A 16,141-nucleotide genomic window follows, 5' to 3' on the forward strand; every position below is an offset into this window, starting at 1 on the left:
GGTCGGCGGGGCGGCGCGGTGGGCGGGCCGGCTGGTCGACGGGAGGGAGTCCGAGAGTCAAACTGTCATATTTTCATAGGGAATTGGACGCTTGTGACGCTTCTCCCGTTGTGCCCGATGGTATGCCCCGCGCCGGACCGTCGGGCACGAACGGTGCGCCCCGCGCCGGATCGACGGGCACGAACGGTCGGAGTGCGCCCAGGACCGCGCCGATGCAGGCGTCGCGCAGCTCGTCGCGGGTGCAGCTCTCCTCGGTCAGCCAGTCGATGACCAGCACCCGGACGAACACCAGCCAGCTGCGCAGGACCTGCGAGACGGCCCGCCGTGCGGCCTCGTCCGCGAGCGGGAGCACGCCCAGCAGGCGGCCCCGGAGGGCGTCGAGCTCCTCCGAGATGATCGTCTGGATCACCTGGTCCCCGGCCAGGACGCGGTTGGCGGTGAGGACGGCGTGCCGGTTGGCGATGAAGTAGTCCAGGTGGGCGTCCATGCCCTCGACCAACTGCTCGACCAGGGTGTCGGCGGGATCGAACCGGGACTTGGCGAGCAGCTCGTCGGCCGCCTGCCGGTAGACCTCGGCGAACAGGTCGTGCTTGCTCGGGAAGTGACGGTAGAGCAGGGCGCGCGAGACCCCGGCCCGCTCGGCGACCTCCTCCATCAGCACCTCCTCGTACGGGCGGGCGGCGAAGAGCCGGGCGCCGACGGAGAGCAGCTGGGCGCGTCGCTCGGCGGGGGAGAGGCGGCGGCGTCGTTCCTGGACTGGCATGCGCGCCAGGTTACTTGACACGTGTCTACCGGTGGCCGCTAGCTTGGTAGACGCGTGTCAACCAAGGCGTGCGCCATGCGGGCGTACGTGGTGCGGGCGTGCGCTGTGAGCGTGCGCGCGGGTGAGCGTGCGGGTGAACGCGCGCTGCTGAGGGCGTGCTGCTGAGGGCGTGCGTCACACCGACGCGCTCCGACGGGACCGACGACGGGTGGGTAGGGCATGGCCAGGACGCTGCGGGTGCTCGCGTGGACGATGGGGGTCGCCTGCGTGGCGATCGGGTTCCTCCACCTTCTGCTGGGGAACGCCGCGATGCCCGGGGCGGCGGACGCCGGTCCGACGGTCGGTAGCTTCGGCCGCTTCATGGGCGCGGTCTTCGCCGGGTACGGCGTGGCCTGGATCCGGGCCGCCCGGCAGGCGCCGGTGCCCGCCCGGGAGGTGCGGTGGCTGGCGGCGGTGTTCCTGCTGGGCGGCCTCGCGCGGGTGCTGGGCATCGCGGTGGACGGGTGGCCGCACGGCTTCCAGGTGGTGCTGATGGGGATCGAACTCGGGCTGGCGCCGGTCTTCCTGTGGCTCGCCGACGCGGACGAGCGGGCCCGGCCGGACGGGCGGGACGGGCGGGCCCGGCCGGCCGCGTCGGCTCAGGCCACCGGGGCGTAGCCCCCGGGGCGCCCGGCGCCGGCGCCCGGGCCGGTGCCGGTGCCGCTGTCGGGGTGGGTGCCGGTGCCGGTGCCGGTGCCGGGGTGAGTGACGGTGCCCGGGTCGGCGGTGGCGCCGGTGAGCGCGACGTAGCCGTCCGGCCGGACCAGGACGACGGCGTCGCCGCGCAGCCCGTACGCCCGGGCGATGTGACCGTCGGGGTCGAGCACGGCGGCCCGGCGCAGGCCGGTGACGGCGGTCAGGCCCGCCGCCGTGAGCGGGCCGGTGGCGGGCGGGCCCGGGACGGCCCGCGCGCCGGCCTCGGTGGGCAGCCCGGTCAGTGCCGGGTGCTCCCCGATGGTCAGCAGGGTGGAGTGCGGGCCGCGCAGGAGGTCGAACAGCCGGGTCGGCGTGCCGTCGGCGAGGGTGCAGGGCGCGTCGGGGGCGCGGTCGCCGGCCCGGATGCCGGTGGTGTCGTCGAGGTCGCGGCCGAGCGGCCCGCCCCGGTAGCCGACGGAGAGTCCGGTGAAGTCGGAGCCGGTGGCGGCCGGGTTGACGAACTGGGCGGTCAGCGCGCGGGCGCCGTCGGCGCTGAAGAGCGCCTTGTGCTGGGCGGAGGTGGCGGCGAGGACGGCGCGGGCGACGGGCAGCCGTTCGTCCTGGTAGCTGTCGAGCAGGATCCCGGGTGCTCCGCGCAGGACGGCGGCCAGCTTCCAGCTCAGGTTGTGCGCGTCCTGGATACCCGTGTTCATGCCCTGGCCGCCCGCCGCGGAGTGGCAGTGTGCGGCGTCCCCGGCGAGCAGCACCCGGCCGTCACGGTAGCGCTCGACCATGCGGACCGTCGGCCGCCAGACGGTGGACCAGGTCGGCTCGTGCAGCGTGACCCCCGGCAGTCCGGCGCGTTCGGCGAACAGCCGGCGGAAGGTCTCGGCGGTCGGGGCGGGGATCTCGCCGTGCTCGTCCTGGCCGACGGAGGCGTGCACCGCCCAGGTGGCGTCGGCGGCCATGGGGATCATCGCCAGGGCGCCGACGCCGAGCAGGGGGTCGTTCCAGAGGTGCATGGCACCTGTGTCCAGGCCGTCGACCTCCATCGAGGCCATGAGGAACCGCTCCTCCTCCCAGGTCTCGCCGAGGAAGGGGATGCCCGCGAGCTTGCGGACGGCGCTGCGCCCGCCGTCGCAGCCGACCAGGTAGCGGGCGCCGAGCTGCTCGGTCCGGCCGTCGCGCCGGACGGTGGCGAGTACGCCGTCGGCGTCCTGGGTGTGGTCGACGAGTTCGGTGCCGGTCTCGACGGTGACGCCGAAGTCGGCGAGCCGTGCGCGCAGCACCTCCTCGGTGTGGTGCTGGCCGAGCAGCAGCATGCCGGCGTACGGGCGGTCGGGCGTCGGGCGGTTGCCGGGTGCCGCATCGACCTCGCCGAGGAGCCGACTGCCGTCGTACGTACGGACCTTGAGGTCGAGCGTGCCGCGGTCGAGGATCGCGTCCACGACGCCGAGGTCGTCGAATACCTCCAGGGTGCGCGGGTTGACGCCCTTGCCGCGGACTCCGCGGTCGCGGAACCGCGGCTCCCGCTCGATGACGCGGCAGGCCACTCCGGCGCGGGCCAGCCCGATGGCGAGTGCGAGGCCCACCGGGCCGGCGCCGACCACCAGGACCTCGGTCGCGTGGGCGGTTCGGTGGGCGGCGGCCGGGTTGGCGGTCGGCTCGGTAGCGGTTGGGTTGCCGGCGGTTGGGTTGCCGGCGGTTGGGTTGGTGCGGGCGGAGGTGCTGTGAACGGTGCGCATGACGGATCTCCCCCTGGCCATCCGGCCATAAGATACGGTGCGTTTCTTCTCTTCGACTGTAGACTGCCACCAATAAGAAACGCAACGTATCTATGGAGCTGGGTGCGGGACGTGCGGGACTCGATGCAGGGCGCAGCAGGCGGCATGGCGGAGGACGTGGCGGAGGACGCCGCAGTGGGCGGCAAGCCGGTGCGGCGGCGCGGCGGTGAACTGGAGCGGGCGATCCTGGACGCCGTCTGGGCCGAACTCGCCGATCACGGCTACGACCGGCTCACCATGGAGGGCGTCGCCGCCCGCGCCCGGACCAGCAAGCCGGTGCTCTACCGCCGCTGGCCGAACCGTGCCGCGCTCGTCATCGCCGCCCTCGGCCGCAATGCCCCCGACTACCAGGAGCCTCCGGACACCGGCGAGTTGCGTGCCGACCTGGCGCTCTTCCTGGGCAGCCTGCTGCACCGCTTCGACGACCTGCCGACGGATGCCGTCCACGGCGTCCTGGTCGACCTGCTGCGCGATCCCGAGTTGCGCGCCGGCTTCACCGTTGGACTGACCGCCGTGGGTCCGGTGAGCAGCCTCGGCCTGATGATGCGCCGCGCCGCCGACCGGGGAGAGATCAACCCCGCCCGGATCACCCCGCGGACCGTCTCGCTGCCGCTCGACCTCCTGCGGGACGCGTTCCTGGTGGGCGGGGCCGTGCCGTCCGACCGGGTGGTGGCGGAGGTCCTGGACGAGGTCGTGCTGCCGCTGCTGCGGGCACCGTCGGGGAACTGACGGTTCACCGGTTTCGCTCCGCCCGTTCCCGTGTGCCGGCCTCAGGAGTCGGTCTTGATCTTCTTCATGGTCAGGTGGGACTCGACCCGCAGGATGCCCTGACTCCGCCGGCCCCAGGCGCGGCACCCCGGGCGCGTCGGCTCCGAGCCCCGGCGCCCGGGGCCGGCTCCCGTCGGCCCGGCGTCCGGTGTGCGAGGCCTATGCTCGACGCTGATCGAACGTACGTCCGCGAGGAGGGTCCGACACATGACGAGCGGCACCGTGGTGGCGGTCAGCAGCAACGCCGAGTACTCGTTCACCAAGCCGAACCGGGCCGGCATCACGCTGCTCGCCGGGCTCGGCGTGGAGGGCGACGTGCACGCCGGGGTGACGGTCAGGCACCGCTCGCGGATGGCCCAGGACCCGACCGTGCCCAACCTGCGCCAGGTCCACCTGATCCACCGTGAACTCCTCGCCGAGCTCGGCGAGTCCGGCTTCGACGTGCCGCCGGGCGCGCTCGGCGAGAACATCACCACCGAGGGCGTGGACCTGCTCGGCCTGCCGGTCGGCGCGGTGCTGCGGATCGGCGCCGAGGCGGAGGTGGAGGTCACCGGCCTGCGCAATCCGTGCGCGCAGATCGACGACTACCGGCCGGGTCTGCTCAAGCAGGTCGTCGGCCGGGCGGAGGACGGCACGATCGTGCGCCGCGCCGGGATCATGGGCGTCGTCCGCACCGGCGGTGCGATCCGCCCCGGCGACGCGATCGTGGTCGAGCTGCCGGAAGGTCCGCACCGGGCGCTCGACCGGGTCTGATGCAGTCGGGACCGGCCGGGCCCGGTCCGGGCCGTGGCGCCCGTCGGCCCGTTTCGCGTCGGCCCGTTCCGCCGTCGTGCCGTGTCCTCCGGATCAGGAGCGGACGAGGCGGGCGATGGCCTGATTGGCCTCGCGGATCTTGGTGCCCGCTTCCTGGCCGCCTTCGGCGATGGCGTCGCGGACGCAGCATTCGATGTGCTCGTCCAGGAGCTGGAGGGCGAAGGACTGGAGTGCGCGACTGGCGGCGGAGACCTGGGTGAGGACGTCGATGCAGTAGGTGTCCTGCTCGACCATGCGCTGCAGTCCGCGGATCTGGCCCTCGATGCGGCGCAGCCGCTTGAGGAAGTCGTCCTTGTGGGTGCTGTAGCTGGCCATGGCCGTCTCCGGGTCCTGTGCGGTGAGGAGGGCCCTCACTCTACCGGGGCGCGGTGGGAGGGGAGTCGGCCCGGACGGGTGGGGGCGCTGTCCGGGCCGACGTCGGGGGGTCAGCCGTCGAGGCGGCCGACGAGGTCGTAGCCGGCCTCGTCGACGGCGGCGGCCACGTCGGCGTCGACGAGCGGGCGGGTGCTGCCGACGGTGACCGTGCCGGAGGCGAGGTCCACGGCGACGTCGGTGACGCCGTCGAGCTTCTTCAGCTCGGCGGTGACCGAGGTGACGCAGTGGCCGCAGGTCATGCCCTCGACCCGGAAGGCCGAGGTCAGCGCCGACCCGGCGGCGGGGGCCGCGCCGGCGCCGGTGCCGCACGAGCCGCAGCAGGAGGAGGCCTCGGCGGTGGCCGACTCGACGGTGACGGTGCTCTCGCTCATGGGTGTGCTCCTGTCGTCAGTGCCCGGCGCCTCCCGGAGTGGCCCGGGCGGCTGCTTCTTTCGCTTCTGAACATACCATACCCCCCTAGGGTACCTGGAAGGTCGCGGCGACGACTTTCCCCGGCTCGCGCGATGGTCGACGCCGGCCTGTGACGGCCCTGTTGCGGGTGCCCGGGCAGGGTGGGGGGACGCGCGTCCCCGTACCCGGTGGACGACCGACCCCGCCATTCGAGGTGAACCCATGGACCAGACCACCCGCCGCGGCCCGCGCGGTCTGCGTGAGACCCTCGCCGCCGGCGAACGGACGTACTCCTTCGAGTTCTTCCCCGCCAAGGACGACTCCGGCGAGCGAGCCCTGTGGGCCGCGATCCGACGCGTCGAGGCGACCGCGCCGACCTTCGTCTCGGTCACCTACGGCGCCGGCGGCTCCTCGCGCGACCGCACCATCGAGACCACCGAGAGGATCGCCGCGCAGACCACACTGCGCCCGGTGGCCCACCTGACCGCCGTCGGCCACTCCACCGCCGAACTCCAGGCCGTACTGCGGCGGTACGCGGACGTCGGGATCCGCGACGTGCTCGCCCTGCGCGGCGATCCGCCCGGCAACCCCAACGGGGCCTGGGAGCCGCACCCGCAGGGCCTGCGGCACGCCGCCGACCTGGTGCGGCTGGTCAAGGAGTGCGGCGCGTTCACCGTCGGCGTGGCGGCCTTCCCCGAGCGCCACCCGCGCTCCGCGGACTGGGACGACGACATCCGACACTTCGTCGCCAAGTGCCGCGCGGGCGCGGACTACGCCGTCACCCAGATGTTCTTCGAGGTCGAGCACTACCTGCGGCTGCGGGACCGGCTGGCCGCGGCGGGCTGTGACACCCCGGTCATCCCGGAGATCATGCCCGCCACCGACGTCCGCCAGATCGGCCGGTTCGCCGAACTCAGCGGGGCGTCCTTCCCGGCAGGACTCGCGCTGCGCCTGGAAGCGGCCCGCGGCGACCGCGCGGCCGCGCACCGCATCGGCGTCGACCACGCCACCCGGATGGCCGAGCGCCTGCTCCGCGAGGGGGCGCCCGGCCTGCACTACATCACCCTGAACCGCTCCACCGCCGCACTGGAGATCCACCGCAACCTCGGACTCGACCGGCCGGCGGGGGAACCGGTGATCCTGCCCCTGATCGGCGGTCACGTCTGACGGAGGGGGAGCCGCGGTCGGGCCGGGACGGCCGGAGCGGAGCGGGACGGGGGAGTGGTGTCGGCGCGGCGCGAGCTCGTGGTGCCGACCGCGGAGTTCCCGCCGGGCGGGCTGACCGGGCCCGACGGCCCGGTCCGGATCCGGGAGTTCGTCGACCGGGTCGCCGCCGTGATGGGCGCGGACGGCGGGAGCCTCGACGTCCGCCACTTCCGGAGTGCCGCCCCGGAGGGCGTCCGCCGGAGCGGCCGCCGGACGGTCGGCCGTTACCACCGGACCGGCGGACGGGACGTCATCGAGCTCGACCTCGACAGCGCCGACCGGCCCGAGGAGTTCGCCGCGATCATCGCCCACGAACTCGGCCATCTGATCCTGCGTCGCCACCACGGCGACCCGGACCACGAGCAGCTGACCGACCTGGTGACCGTCTTCCTCGGCATGGGCGTCTTCACCGCCAACGCCGCGAACACCTTCACCGCCGCACGGCGCGGCTTCTCCGTCCTGCCGAGCGGCGACCTGACCAGCCGGATGCTCAACGGCGCCGCGCACGGCGACGGCAGCCACCACCTCGGCTACCTCACCCCGGACCAGTTCGGCCACGCCCTGGTCCTCTGCGCCCGGCTCCGCGGTGAGCGCGACCCGTCCTGGGCGCGCCGTCTGGAGCCGGGGATCCGCGCCACCGTCAAGCGCGGACTGGCCGGGGCCGAGCCCGGGCGGTGACCGCGGGGACGCAGCGGGGCCGACTCCGTCGGTGGGATACCCGGATACCCCTCCCTCGTATCCAGGGTCCTCGTGGGCCCCGCCCCGTGCCCCGCCCCCGGTGCCGCTCGTCGGCGCGCCTCGACTCCTGAATACCCCGTATGGGTATAGGGTGGCCGGCGCCCATCGGAGTCCCGCGGCACCACGGGAGGCGGACCGCCATGCACGCGATCCTGCACGCACTGTCCATCGCCGGATCGATGACCTGGGAGATCACCTGGGCCCTGATCCTCGGCTTCCTGCTCTCCGCCGTCGTCCAGGCCGTCGTCCACAAGGCCACCGTGGTCCGGCTGCTCGGCGACGACCGCCCCCGCACCCTCGCCGTCGCCGCCGGCCTCGGGATGGCCTCGTCCTCCTGCTCGTACGCGGCCGTCGCCCTGGCCAGGTCCCTGTTCCGCAAGGGCGCGAACTTCACCTCGGCGATGGCCTTCGAGATCGCCTCGACCAACCTGGTGATCGAACTCGGCATCATCCTGGCGTTGTTGCTCGGCTGGCAGTTCACCGCGGCCGAGTTCGTCGGCGGACCGGTGATGATCCTGCTGCTCGCCCTGCTGTTCCGGCTGTTCCTGCGCGAGCGGCTCGTCCGGGAGGCCCGCGAACAGGCGTCGTACGGGCGGGCGGGCTCGATGGAGGGCCACGCGGCGATGGACATGTCGGTGACGGGGTCGGGTTCCTTTGCCGGACGACTGCTCTCGCCGCGCGGGTTCACCTCGGTCTCGCACGTGTTCGTGATGGAGTGGGCCGCCATTCTGAAGGACCTGGTGATCGGCCTGCTCATCGCCGGGGCCATCGCCGCCTGGGTCCCCGATTCGTTCTGGCAGGCGTTCTTCTTCGTCGACCACCCCCTGGCCGCCAAGCTGTGGGGCCCGCTGGTCGGCCCGCTGGTGGCGATCGCGTCCTTCGTCTGCTCGATCGGCAACGTGCCGCTGGCCGTGGTCCTGTGGAACGGCGGCATCAGCTTCGGCGGCGTGGTCGCGTTCATCTTCGCCGACCTGCTGATCCTGCCGATCCTGAACATCTACCGGAAGTACTACGGCCGCCGGATGGCCCTCTTCCTGCTCGCCACCTTCTACCCCGCGATGGTGCTGGCGGGGTACGCGGTGGAGTTGCTGTTCGGCGCCCTCGGCCTGATCCCGGAGCGGACGGAGTCGGAGATCCCGATGTCGGGCGTGGAGTGGAACTACACCACCTGGCTCAACATCCTGTTCCTGCTGCTGGCGCTGGGACTGGTCACCCGCTTCTTCCGCACCGGCGGCGCCGCGATGCTCCGCATGATGGGCGGCGCCCCGGACGCCGACGGGCACGCGGCCCACGACCACCACTGACTCTCCCGAGGTTGGCGAGAAGTCGGCCCAGTCGACTTCTCGCGTAACCATGCTCAGGCGTTCGGGAGTTCGCCGGTCTTGATGGCGGTGACGAACGCCGTCCACGCGTCGGTGGGGAAGACGAGGGCCGGGCCGCCGGGGTCCTTGGAGTCGCGAACCGGGACGATGCCGGCGAAGCAGTCAGCAACCTCGATGCAGTTGCCCTGGTCGCCGCTGAAGCTGCTCTTTCGCCAAGCGGCCTGGCTCAGGTCCAGGTCGCCCCGATCGGTGTCCATCACTCAAGTTCCTTTGCAATCTGTGCGACAAGTCGCCGCGATGGTCCGGCGTCGAGTGCGGCTGCCCGGAGTCGATCAAACGCCTGATCATGGGCTGTAACGTCGTCATCCCGTTCGAGGTAGAGGCTACTCGTCATGGCCTCGGTGTACACCACGTCGAGATCATTCCGGACTGGGAACTCCAGGATCACGAACGAGCCGAGCACACCGGCATGGGCGCCGGCCTCGAACGGCACGACCTGCAGGGTCACGTTCGGCTCCTTGGATGCGGCGACAAGCTGTTGCAGCTGTTTCGCCATCACGGTCTTGCTGCCGACGACCCGCCGAAGGGCCGCCTCGTCGACGATCGCCCAGAGTTTCAGCGGGTCTTCTCGTCGAAGGGCCGCGTTCTGCCGCGCCAGACGCACATCGACCAGGGCATTGATCACCTCGGAAGTGGCCTCTGGCCGGAGCCCGCGAATCACTGCCCGCGCGTAGTCGGCGGTCTGGAGCAGCCCTGGGACAAGCGATGACTCGAAGTTCCGAATCGAAACGGCCTCTGCCTCGAAGCTGATGAACGAGGCGTACCGCTGAGAGATCACATCCGAGTATGGCTGCCACCACACCCTGCGCTTGCCTTCGCGCGCCAGTGTTGCGAGCGCCTCCCGGGTCTGCGGGTCCGTGACTTCGTAGACGTCGAGCAGTATCCCGACCTCGTTCGCCTTCACGCCGTGGCGGCCGTTCTCCAGTCGGCTGACCTTGGACTGGTGCCAGCCGAGCCGGGCTGCCACGTCATCCACTCGGAGGTTGAGCCCCTCCCTGATCCTTCGAAGTTCCGCACCCAGCATTCGGCGGCGCACCGTCGGCGTTGCGGCCACGCTCCGACCTCCCCTCGTCGCGCTCTGTTGTCGGTCGACAGTCTGGCGCGACGGAAGTGGTTTCGTCACGTCACATCTCAAAGAACATATGTACTTTGCTGGATCTCGTTGCACAAAGCCATCAACGGGCGGCACACTTACGGAGTGTGGTGCACATGGCCACACAGCGTGATCCTGGCGGATCGTCGCTCGGGCATTCCCATGCCTCTCGCCGCCCTTCGGATCGCGATCTTTCCCGTCACCCCCGGAGGAGGCCCCGCCGTGCCCGAAATGCTGGAGAAGCCGCCTGCCCCTGCGAGTGAGTACTCGTCGTGGTTGCCCAGGCACCACAAGTCCGCCGGCTACGCCCGCCGGTTGCTCCGAACCTTCCTCGCCGAACAGCCCGATGGTGAACGGTTCCTCGATGCCGGGGAGTTGGTGCTCGGCGAGCTCGTCGCCAACGCGGTCGTCCACGCCGAGACCCCGCCGGGGCGGCTCATCTTCATCCGGTTCGACCTGCACCCCGACTCGCTCCGCGTCGAGGTGCACGACGCCGACGCCAAGCCGCCCTCGAACCCGCACGCCGCCGCCGAGCACCACGAGAGCGGGCGCGGGCTCTGGCTCGTCTCCCAGCTCTCCGCCGGCTGGGGCTGTCGCCCTCGTACCGGTGGCATCGGCAAGATGGTGTGGGCGCTGATCGACGGGGGTGCGCAGTGAGCGTCGAACTCCCCTTCCCGGTCACCGTCGAGATCAAGGGCATCACGAACGTCGCCACCTTCGCCAGGCTCTCCGACGCCCTCGACGCCATCCGCGCGAGCCTCGCCCGGCTCCCGCTGGATGACGACCAGGCCGGCTACCTCACCGACTACTTCTCCCCGGCCTCCACGGGGCGGATCGCCCACCAGCTGGTGGAGTCCGGCGAGGTGCGCGCGATCGCCTTCATCGGCGTCGAGTCCGCCCATCCGATCCACCTCTGCGCGGCGGCGCCCGAGTGATCCGTCGAGTCACCTGGGCCCGCATCGAGATGTGGTGGTGCCTCGGCGCCCAGTTCTCCCGTCCGGTTCGCTCTGTCAGCCCCCGCCGTCGGGCCGCCCACACCGAGATGCAGCTCTGGGCGGCCACCCCGGGCAACACGGAAGCCCTCCTCCTCGCAGTGTTGCGCCAAGCCGCCCGACACCCGTCCGGGTGAACAGGCGAACAGAGGTGCCGGGCGATCCCGCACGGATCGCCCGGCACCTTCCGTGCGGGCCTGCTCCGCGCTGGTGGTCGCCGGTCGGCTGGGCGGGGGCGACAGCCCTGGCGGTCGGCGGGCGCGGCAATCCGCACGCGGACCACGGCCATGACGGCCACCATCGCCGAGACTCACCCGATTCGCGAACTGCTCCACCACCCGGCCGCGACCACGCGCCGGCTCGATGCCGTCCGTGCACTCCGACTCCGGAGACGCGACGCGGGGGACCTGGTCTTGATGCGCATCGACCGGATGGAGAGCGACGCGGCCGTCGTGGACTTCACCTCCCGCCTGCTCGCGGGGCTGATGCGGGCCGACAACATCGACGCCCTGCGCGAGGCCCTGCCGGAAGCCCTGCCGTGGGTCACCTTCCTGCCCGACGAGGACATCGGCCGTCTTCGAGGGCGTCGGCGAAGGTCAGTATCTCGATGACGTGGAACTCCTTGTGCTGCCATTCCAGTTCGCGCTCGGGAGTGGGTCCGTGCCCGTCGCCCCAGAGGCAGCGGGCGAGGTCGGCTAGGCTGCTGTGCATAGCTGGAGAATGCGTTCGCCAGGTGACGGCCGAGATCGAACGAGGGGGTGCACCCATGCCGTACGAGATCGGCGCGAGGGTGAGGCTGGCCAGGGATGTGCAGGTCACCGCAGACGGCACCGCCGCCAGGGGCGGCCTTCCCGGTCCGCTGTTCCTGGCCGAGGGGTTGCAGGGGATCGTCATGGGTTCGGCGACGGAGGCCGGCGGCGTGGCCCAGGACCACCTCGCGAGTTTCGACCGGCAAGTCCGTGGCCGACAGTTCGATCCCTTCGCGGCCGGCCTGATCGAGAACCTCCGTCAGCAGGTCGTCCAGCACTCGGCGTACGGCGGCGGAGCCGGTGCTCGGACCACGTACCGGGTGCGCTTCGAGAACGGGTTCGTTCTCGACGGTCTTGACGAAGACCGGCTGGCCGGAGCCTGAACCGCCGTCACCGTGCCCCCGCAGGACTGCGGGGGCGCGGTGGTCCGGCCGGAACCCTGCGATCAGCTCGGGTATGTGATCGAGCCCAGCGGCGGGCAGGGGATGAGCATCGTGCCGACGCCGGGGCGTTCGACGAAGGCCCGGGCCGCGGCGGCCTGCTGGCGGCGGGTTTCCAGGTCGTCGGCGTACCAGGCGTCGTGCCTGGCGCGGGTGTAGTCCCAGGTGTCGTCGATGAGACTGAGGCTGGTGTTGCCGGAGCTGCGCTGGAACTCCGCCTTGATGGCGGCCTGCTGGAGTGCGGCCTGGGTCGCGGCGAGGTCGATGCGGGTGATCATGACGCCGAGGGTGTTCGGTTCGCGAGTCGGCAGGGGGGCCTGCGGAAGCAGCGACACTCCGGTGTCTAGGCGGCCGATGTTGTCGACGGTCGCTTGCCGGGCCTCCCTCACCGAGATCTGCATTTCCTGGTGCAGCCAGAAGAACTCGTCGAGGTCGGCGGGGGTGATGCGCATCCGCCGGTACAGGGCCTGGAAGCGGGGATCGTGGTGCAGCGGGCGTGCGGGCGCGATGTGGAGGGCCACGCAGTCGTTGTATCCGCCTGCCACCGCTGCTTCGAGGTGGAGGATCGCCTGGTCCGCCTGCCCGTGGGCGATCGCCGCGTCGGCAAGGCTCGCGTGGCCCGCGGCGGCGAGCCACGTGCCGTCGGGGCCGAGTGCCGTGGCACGCGCGATGACGTCGTGGACGCCCCGGGTACCCGCTCCGGCTGGTCCCTTGGTCAGGAGCTCCACCAGTACTTCGTGAAGACGGGTGGCGAGTGAGTTGACGGTGTCGACCATGGATCTCCTCGGAGCTCGATGCTGGAGAGCGAAAGGGCCGTCGGGTCTGTGCAGCCCCCGTGGAGATGACGTGGGGGCGGGGTGGGCGGTTCCTGCTCGCGCCCGGCCGTGATCACGAGAACTGCCACCTCGGCCAACGGGTTTCAGGGATGGCGGCGGGCCGGGCGATCCGCGGTGGGATGGCCCGGCCCGTGCTGGGTGCTGCTCAGTGCTGGTGGTCGGCCACCGGCTCCTCGGTGGTGGGGGCGGCGGTGCCGTCGGCCGTCACGGTGAAGGCCGCCGTGCGGACGGTGTCCTGGTGCTTGAAGTCCAGGAAGAGGCGGTAACTGCCGGTGCTCGGGGCGGTGGTGGTGAAGCCGATCTCCGGGCCCGGGGTGGTGGTGTCCGGGTGGACGTGCAGGTAGGCGAGGTCGCCGGCGCGCAGGGCGACCAGGTGGCCGTACGCGCCGAGGTAGGGCTGGAGGTCGGTGACCGGCCGGCCGTCCTTGCTGACGCTCAGGGTGAGCCGGCCGCTGCGTCCGGGGGTGAGGTCGCCGCCGAGGGTGACGGTGTAGCCGTCGACGGTGACGGTCCGTCCGGTCTCCGGGAGCGGGACCGGGCGCAGGTCGCCGGCGGCGTGCAGGTCGGCGCCGAGGGTGAGGCCCTCGGTGGCGCCGGCCGGGGTGAAGTCGGCGAGGACCCGGTACTCCCCGGCGGCGGGGACGGCGGTGGGGGCGCTCCAGGTGCCGTCGGCGGCGAGCGTCGGGTGCAGGTGCTGGAAGGTGGACAGGTCGCGCGGGGCGACGATCAGGTGGAGTTCCTTCTCGTGCTGCTGCTGGTAGGCGGTGACCGGCTTGCCGTCGGCGCCGAGGATGCGGAAATGCAGGTCGGTGGGGGAGCCGGCGGTGACGAAGGGCTGCTCGACGTTGAGTGTGTAGCCGCGTTCGGAGATCTGCAGTCCGCCGGGCAGGTGCTCGGCGGCGGTGCCACCCTCGGCGTCCTCGGCGTGTCCGGCGTGCCCGTCGGCCTGCTGTCCCGGGGTCCCGGCGCCGTGGCTCCCGTGTCCGGCGGCGGGACCGGGGGAGGGGGCGCTGCCGGTGGCGTTGCCGACGCCGAGGGCGAGGCCGAAGGCGGCGGCGAGGCCGGCGGTGAAGGCGGTGATGCGCAGCGCGGTGTTCATGGCGGGGTTCTCCTCGGGGCGGGTGGCGTACGGGCGGGTGGGCGCCGTATGGGCGGTGACGTTCGGCGGGTGGTGTGCGGGCGGGGCGGGCCTGCGGCGGGCTCAGGCGCGCATGAGCCGGGCGATGGCCTGGGAGGCCTCGGCGACCTTGGCGTCGGCTTCGGCGCCGCCGCCCGCGATGGCGTCATGGACGCAGTGGGTGAGGTGGGCGTCGAGCAGGTTCAGTGCGACGGACTGGAGGGCCTTGGTGGCGGCCGACACCTGGGTCAGCGTGTCGATGCAGTAGGTGTCGGTGTCGACCATGCGCTGGAGGCCCCGGATCTGGCCCTCGACGCGGCGCAGTCTGCGCAGGAGCTGGTCCTTCTCGGTGCTGTAGCCGGCCATGCGGGCCTCCTCGGAATTCCGGCGCGAGTGCGGGTGTGCGTGAGTGCGGGAGTGCGGGTGTGCGGCGGCACGGGAGTGCGGGGGCGCGGACGTGCGGGACGTGTTCGGGCGCGCCCGTGACGCTTCGGTCCGACGCCTCCGAGTGAATACCCCGAGGGGGTATCGCGTCAAGCGGATCGGCGCCGGGAAAGATACCGGCCTGGGGTATCGGGGAAGGCTTGCCGTCGATACCCCTTGGGGGTATAAATGAACCCGGCACCGCCCGATACCCCACCTGGGTATGAAGGCCCGGCCGTCGAACGCAGCACCACGGCACCACGACAACGCACCACAGGACCGCACCGCAGAGCACGACCGCAGGACGACCGGCAAGACGACTGTCACGAGGAGCGACGATGAGTACGCAGGCACCCGCCTCCGCGGAGGTGGAACTCTCGATCGGCGGCATGACGTGCGCGTCGTGCGCCGCCCGAATCGAGAAGAAGCTCAACCGGATGGACGGGGTCACCGCCAGCGTCAACTACGCCACCGAGAAGGCGAAGGTCTCCTTCGACGGCGGCGTCGAGGTCGCCGACCTGATCGCCACCGTCGAGGCCACCGGTTACACCGCGGCGCTGCCCGAGCCCCCGACCGCCGAGGGCCCGACCGGCGGGCAGGCCGGGCCCTCGGACGGGCTGGCCCCGCTGCGCGCCCGGCTGTTCACCGCGCTGGCGCTCGCCGTGCCCGTGATCGCCATGGCGATGGTGCCGGCCCTGCAGTTCGACAACTGGCAGTGGCTGTCCCTGGCCCTGACCGCGCCGGTCGTCACCTACGCCGCCTGGCCGTTCCACCGGGCCGCCTGGACCAACCTCAAGCACGGCGCCGCGACGATGGACACCCTGGTCTCGCTCGGCACCGGCGCCGCGTTCCTGTGGTCGCTGTGGGCGCTGTTCTTCGGCGACGCCGGGATGCCGGGCATGCGGCACGGCTTCGAGTTCACCATCGCCCGCAGCGACGGCGCGTCCGACATCTACCTGGAGGCGGCGGCCGGCGTCACCGCCTTCATCCTGGCCGGCCGTTACTTCGAGGCCCGCTCCAAGCGGACCGCCGGAGCCGCGCTGAAGGCACTGCTGGAACTGGGCGCCAAGGACGTGACGGTGCTGCGCGGCGGAGCCGAGGTGCGAATCCCGATCGCCGACCTCGCCGTGGGGGACCGCTTCGTGGTCCGGCCGGGCGAGAAGATCGCGACCGACGGTGTGGTGGTCGAGGGTGCCTCGGCGGTGGACGCCTCGATGCTGACCGGCGAATCCGTCCCGGTCGAGGTCGGGGTCGGTGCCACCGTCACCGGCGCCACCGTCAACGCCGGGGGCCGGCTGGTGGTCGAGGCGACCCGGGTCGGTGCGGACACCCAGCTGTCCCGGATGGCCAGGCTGGTCGAGGACGCGCAGAACGGCAAGGCCGCCGCGCAGCGGCTCGCGGACCGGATCTCCGCGGTCTTCGTGCCGATCGTGATCACCCTCGCGGTGGCCACCCTCGGCTACTGGCTGGGCACCGGCGAGGGCTGGACCGCCGCCTTCACCGCGGCTGTCGCCGTGCTGATCATCGCCTGCCCGTGCGCCCTGGGCCTGGCCACTCCGACCGCGCTGCTGGTCGGCACCGGCCGCGGCGCCCAGCT

General features: G+C 72.1%; 20 protein-coding genes. 11 read left to right on the plus strand and 9 right to left on the minus strand.

The features are described 5' to 3' along the window. Positions 1 to 73 precede the first annotated feature (73 nt). Entirely contained in the window at positions 74 to 763 is a 690-nt protein-coding gene (locus tag AB0D10_RS29520) for a TetR/AcrR family transcriptional regulator (protein WP_360261998.1), read from the minus strand. Between the two features lie 219 nt (positions 764 to 982). On the opposite strand from AB0D10_RS29520, the gene AB0D10_RS29525 reads away from it, so the two are divergent. Next, positions 983 to 1,420: a DUF4345 domain-containing protein gene (locus AB0D10_RS29525; protein WP_360261999.1), complete on the plus strand. Its 438-nt coding sequence runs from the start codon at positions 983 to 985 to the stop codon at positions 1,418 to 1,420. Here the strand turns inward: AB0D10_RS29525 and AB0D10_RS29530 are convergent. Then, positions 1,402 to 3,183, minus strand: a complete 1,782-nt coding sequence (locus tag AB0D10_RS29530) for an FAD-dependent monooxygenase (RefSeq protein WP_360262000.1) — start codon at positions 3,181 to 3,183, stop codon at positions 1,402 to 1,404. The two genes, AB0D10_RS29525 and AB0D10_RS29530, sit on opposite strands and share 19 nt — an antisense overlap. Before the next feature lie 102 nt (positions 3,184 to 3,285). Between AB0D10_RS29530 and AB0D10_RS29535 the strand changes: the two genes are divergently transcribed. Beyond that, positions 3,286 to 3,951, plus strand: coding sequence for a TetR/AcrR family transcriptional regulator (locus AB0D10_RS29535; protein ID WP_360262001.1), 666 nt, complete (start codon positions 3,286 to 3,288; stop codon positions 3,949 to 3,951). Between the two features lie 246 nt (positions 3,952 to 4,197). Continuing rightward, the gene (locus AB0D10_RS29540) at positions 4,198 to 4,743 is read left to right on the plus strand and encodes an MOSC domain-containing protein (protein WP_360262002.1); all 546 of its coding nucleotides are present in this window, start codon (positions 4,198 to 4,200) and stop codon (positions 4,741 to 4,743) included. Between the two features lie 93 nt (positions 4,744 to 4,836). Here the strand turns inward: AB0D10_RS29540 and AB0D10_RS29545 are convergent, their stop codons facing one another. Both AB0D10_RS29545 and AB0D10_RS29550 read right to left on the minus strand, forming a co-directional pair. Continuing rightward, positions 4,837 to 5,118: a metal-sensitive transcriptional regulator gene (locus AB0D10_RS29545; RefSeq protein WP_360262003.1), complete on the minus strand. Its 282-nt coding sequence runs from the start codon at positions 5,116 to 5,118 to the stop codon at positions 4,837 to 4,839. A gap of 110 nt (positions 5,119 to 5,228) precedes the next feature. Continuing rightward, entirely contained in the window at positions 5,229 to 5,549 is a 321-nt protein-coding gene (locus AB0D10_RS29550; protein WP_360262004.1) for a cation transporter, read from the minus strand. A gap of 241 nt (positions 5,550 to 5,790) precedes the next feature. On the opposite strand from AB0D10_RS29550, the gene metF reads away from it, so the two are divergent. The 3 genes from metF (at position 5,791) to AB0D10_RS29565 (ending at position 8,816) form a co-directional block, all read left to right on the plus strand. Beyond that, on the plus strand, positions 5,791 to 6,735 hold the full coding sequence (gene metF / locus AB0D10_RS29555) for a methylenetetrahydrofolate reductase [NAD(P)H] (RefSeq protein ID WP_360262005.1): 945 nt from the start codon (positions 5,791 to 5,793) through the stop codon (positions 6,733 to 6,735). Between the two features lie 57 nt (positions 6,736 to 6,792). Continuing rightward, positions 6,793 to 7,452 (plus strand): hypothetical protein, encoded by a 660-nt coding sequence (locus AB0D10_RS29560; protein WP_360262006.1) that lies wholly within the window; start codon positions 6,793 to 6,795, stop codon positions 7,450 to 7,452. 200 nt (positions 7,453 to 7,652) lie between these two features. Further along, on the plus strand, positions 7,653 to 8,816 hold the full coding sequence (locus tag AB0D10_RS29565) for a permease (protein ID WP_360262007.1): 1,164 nt from the start codon (positions 7,653 to 7,655) through the stop codon (positions 8,814 to 8,816). 53 nt (positions 8,817 to 8,869) lie between these two features. Here the strand turns inward: AB0D10_RS29565 and AB0D10_RS29570 are convergent, their stop codons facing one another. Continuing rightward, positions 8,870 to 9,091, minus strand: coding sequence for a DUF397 domain-containing protein (locus AB0D10_RS29570; RefSeq protein ID WP_360262008.1), 222 nt, complete (start codon positions 9,089 to 9,091; stop codon positions 8,870 to 8,872). Continuing rightward, a complete protein-coding gene (locus AB0D10_RS29575) occupies positions 9,091 to 9,948 on the minus strand; it encodes a helix-turn-helix transcriptional regulator (protein WP_360262009.1) in 858 nt (285 codons plus the stop codon). The genes AB0D10_RS29570 and AB0D10_RS29575 overlap by 1 nt, the downstream gene beginning before the upstream one ends. Before the next feature lie 270 nt (positions 9,949 to 10,218). Between AB0D10_RS29575 and AB0D10_RS29580 the strand changes: the two genes are divergently transcribed. The 4 genes from AB0D10_RS29580 to AB0D10_RS29595 all read left to right on the plus strand — a co-directional run bounded on the left by AB0D10_RS29580 (position 10,219) and on the right by AB0D10_RS29595 (position 12,111). Next, on the plus strand, positions 10,219 to 10,644 hold the full coding sequence (locus tag AB0D10_RS29580; RefSeq protein ID WP_360262019.1) for an ATP-binding protein: 426 nt from the start codon (positions 10,219 to 10,221) through the stop codon (positions 10,642 to 10,644). Next, positions 10,641 to 10,922, plus strand: a complete 282-nt coding sequence (locus tag AB0D10_RS29585) for a hypothetical protein (protein WP_360262010.1) — start codon at positions 10,641 to 10,643, stop codon at positions 10,920 to 10,922. The genes AB0D10_RS29580 and AB0D10_RS29585 overlap by 4 nt, the downstream gene beginning before the upstream one ends. Positions 10,923 to 11,266: 344 nt before the next feature. Then, positions 11,267 to 11,590: a hypothetical protein gene (locus AB0D10_RS29590; RefSeq protein ID WP_360262011.1), complete on the plus strand. Its 324-nt coding sequence runs from the start codon at positions 11,267 to 11,269 to the stop codon at positions 11,588 to 11,590. A 155-nt stretch (positions 11,591 to 11,745) separates the two neighbouring features. Further along, on the plus strand, positions 11,746 to 12,111 hold the full coding sequence (locus AB0D10_RS29595; protein ID WP_360262012.1) for a hypothetical protein: 366 nt from the start codon (positions 11,746 to 11,748) through the stop codon (positions 12,109 to 12,111). Positions 12,112 to 12,173: 62 nt separating this feature from the next. On the opposite strand, the gene AB0D10_RS29600 is transcribed toward AB0D10_RS29595, so the two are convergent. The 3 genes from AB0D10_RS29600 to AB0D10_RS29610 all read right to left on the minus strand — a co-directional run bounded on the left by AB0D10_RS29600 (position 12,174) and on the right by AB0D10_RS29610 (position 14,487). Next, complete coding sequence (locus AB0D10_RS29600) at positions 12,174 to 12,944, minus strand: hypothetical protein (protein WP_360262013.1); 771 nt, start codon at positions 12,942 to 12,944, stop codon at positions 12,174 to 12,176. A gap of 205 nt (positions 12,945 to 13,149) precedes the next feature. Further along, positions 13,150 to 14,103, minus strand: coding sequence for a hypothetical protein (locus AB0D10_RS29605; RefSeq protein ID WP_360262014.1), 954 nt, complete (start codon positions 14,101 to 14,103; stop codon positions 13,150 to 13,152). Positions 14,104 to 14,205: 102 nt separating this feature from the next. Continuing rightward, complete coding sequence (locus AB0D10_RS29610) at positions 14,206 to 14,487, minus strand: metal-sensitive transcriptional regulator (protein ID WP_360262015.1); 282 nt, start codon at positions 14,485 to 14,487, stop codon at positions 14,206 to 14,208. Between the two features lie 395 nt (positions 14,488 to 14,882). Here AB0D10_RS29610 and AB0D10_RS29615 point away from each other — a divergent pair. Next, positions 14,883 to 16,141, plus strand: a 1,259-nt coding sequence (locus tag AB0D10_RS29615) for a heavy metal translocating P-type ATPase (protein ID WP_360262016.1), incomplete at its 3' end; no start/stop codon positions are given.

This window comes from Kitasatospora sp. NPDC048545, assembly GCF_040651155.1.
Classification (GTDB): Bacteria; Actinomycetota; Actinomycetes; order Streptomycetales; family Streptomycetaceae; genus Kitasatospora.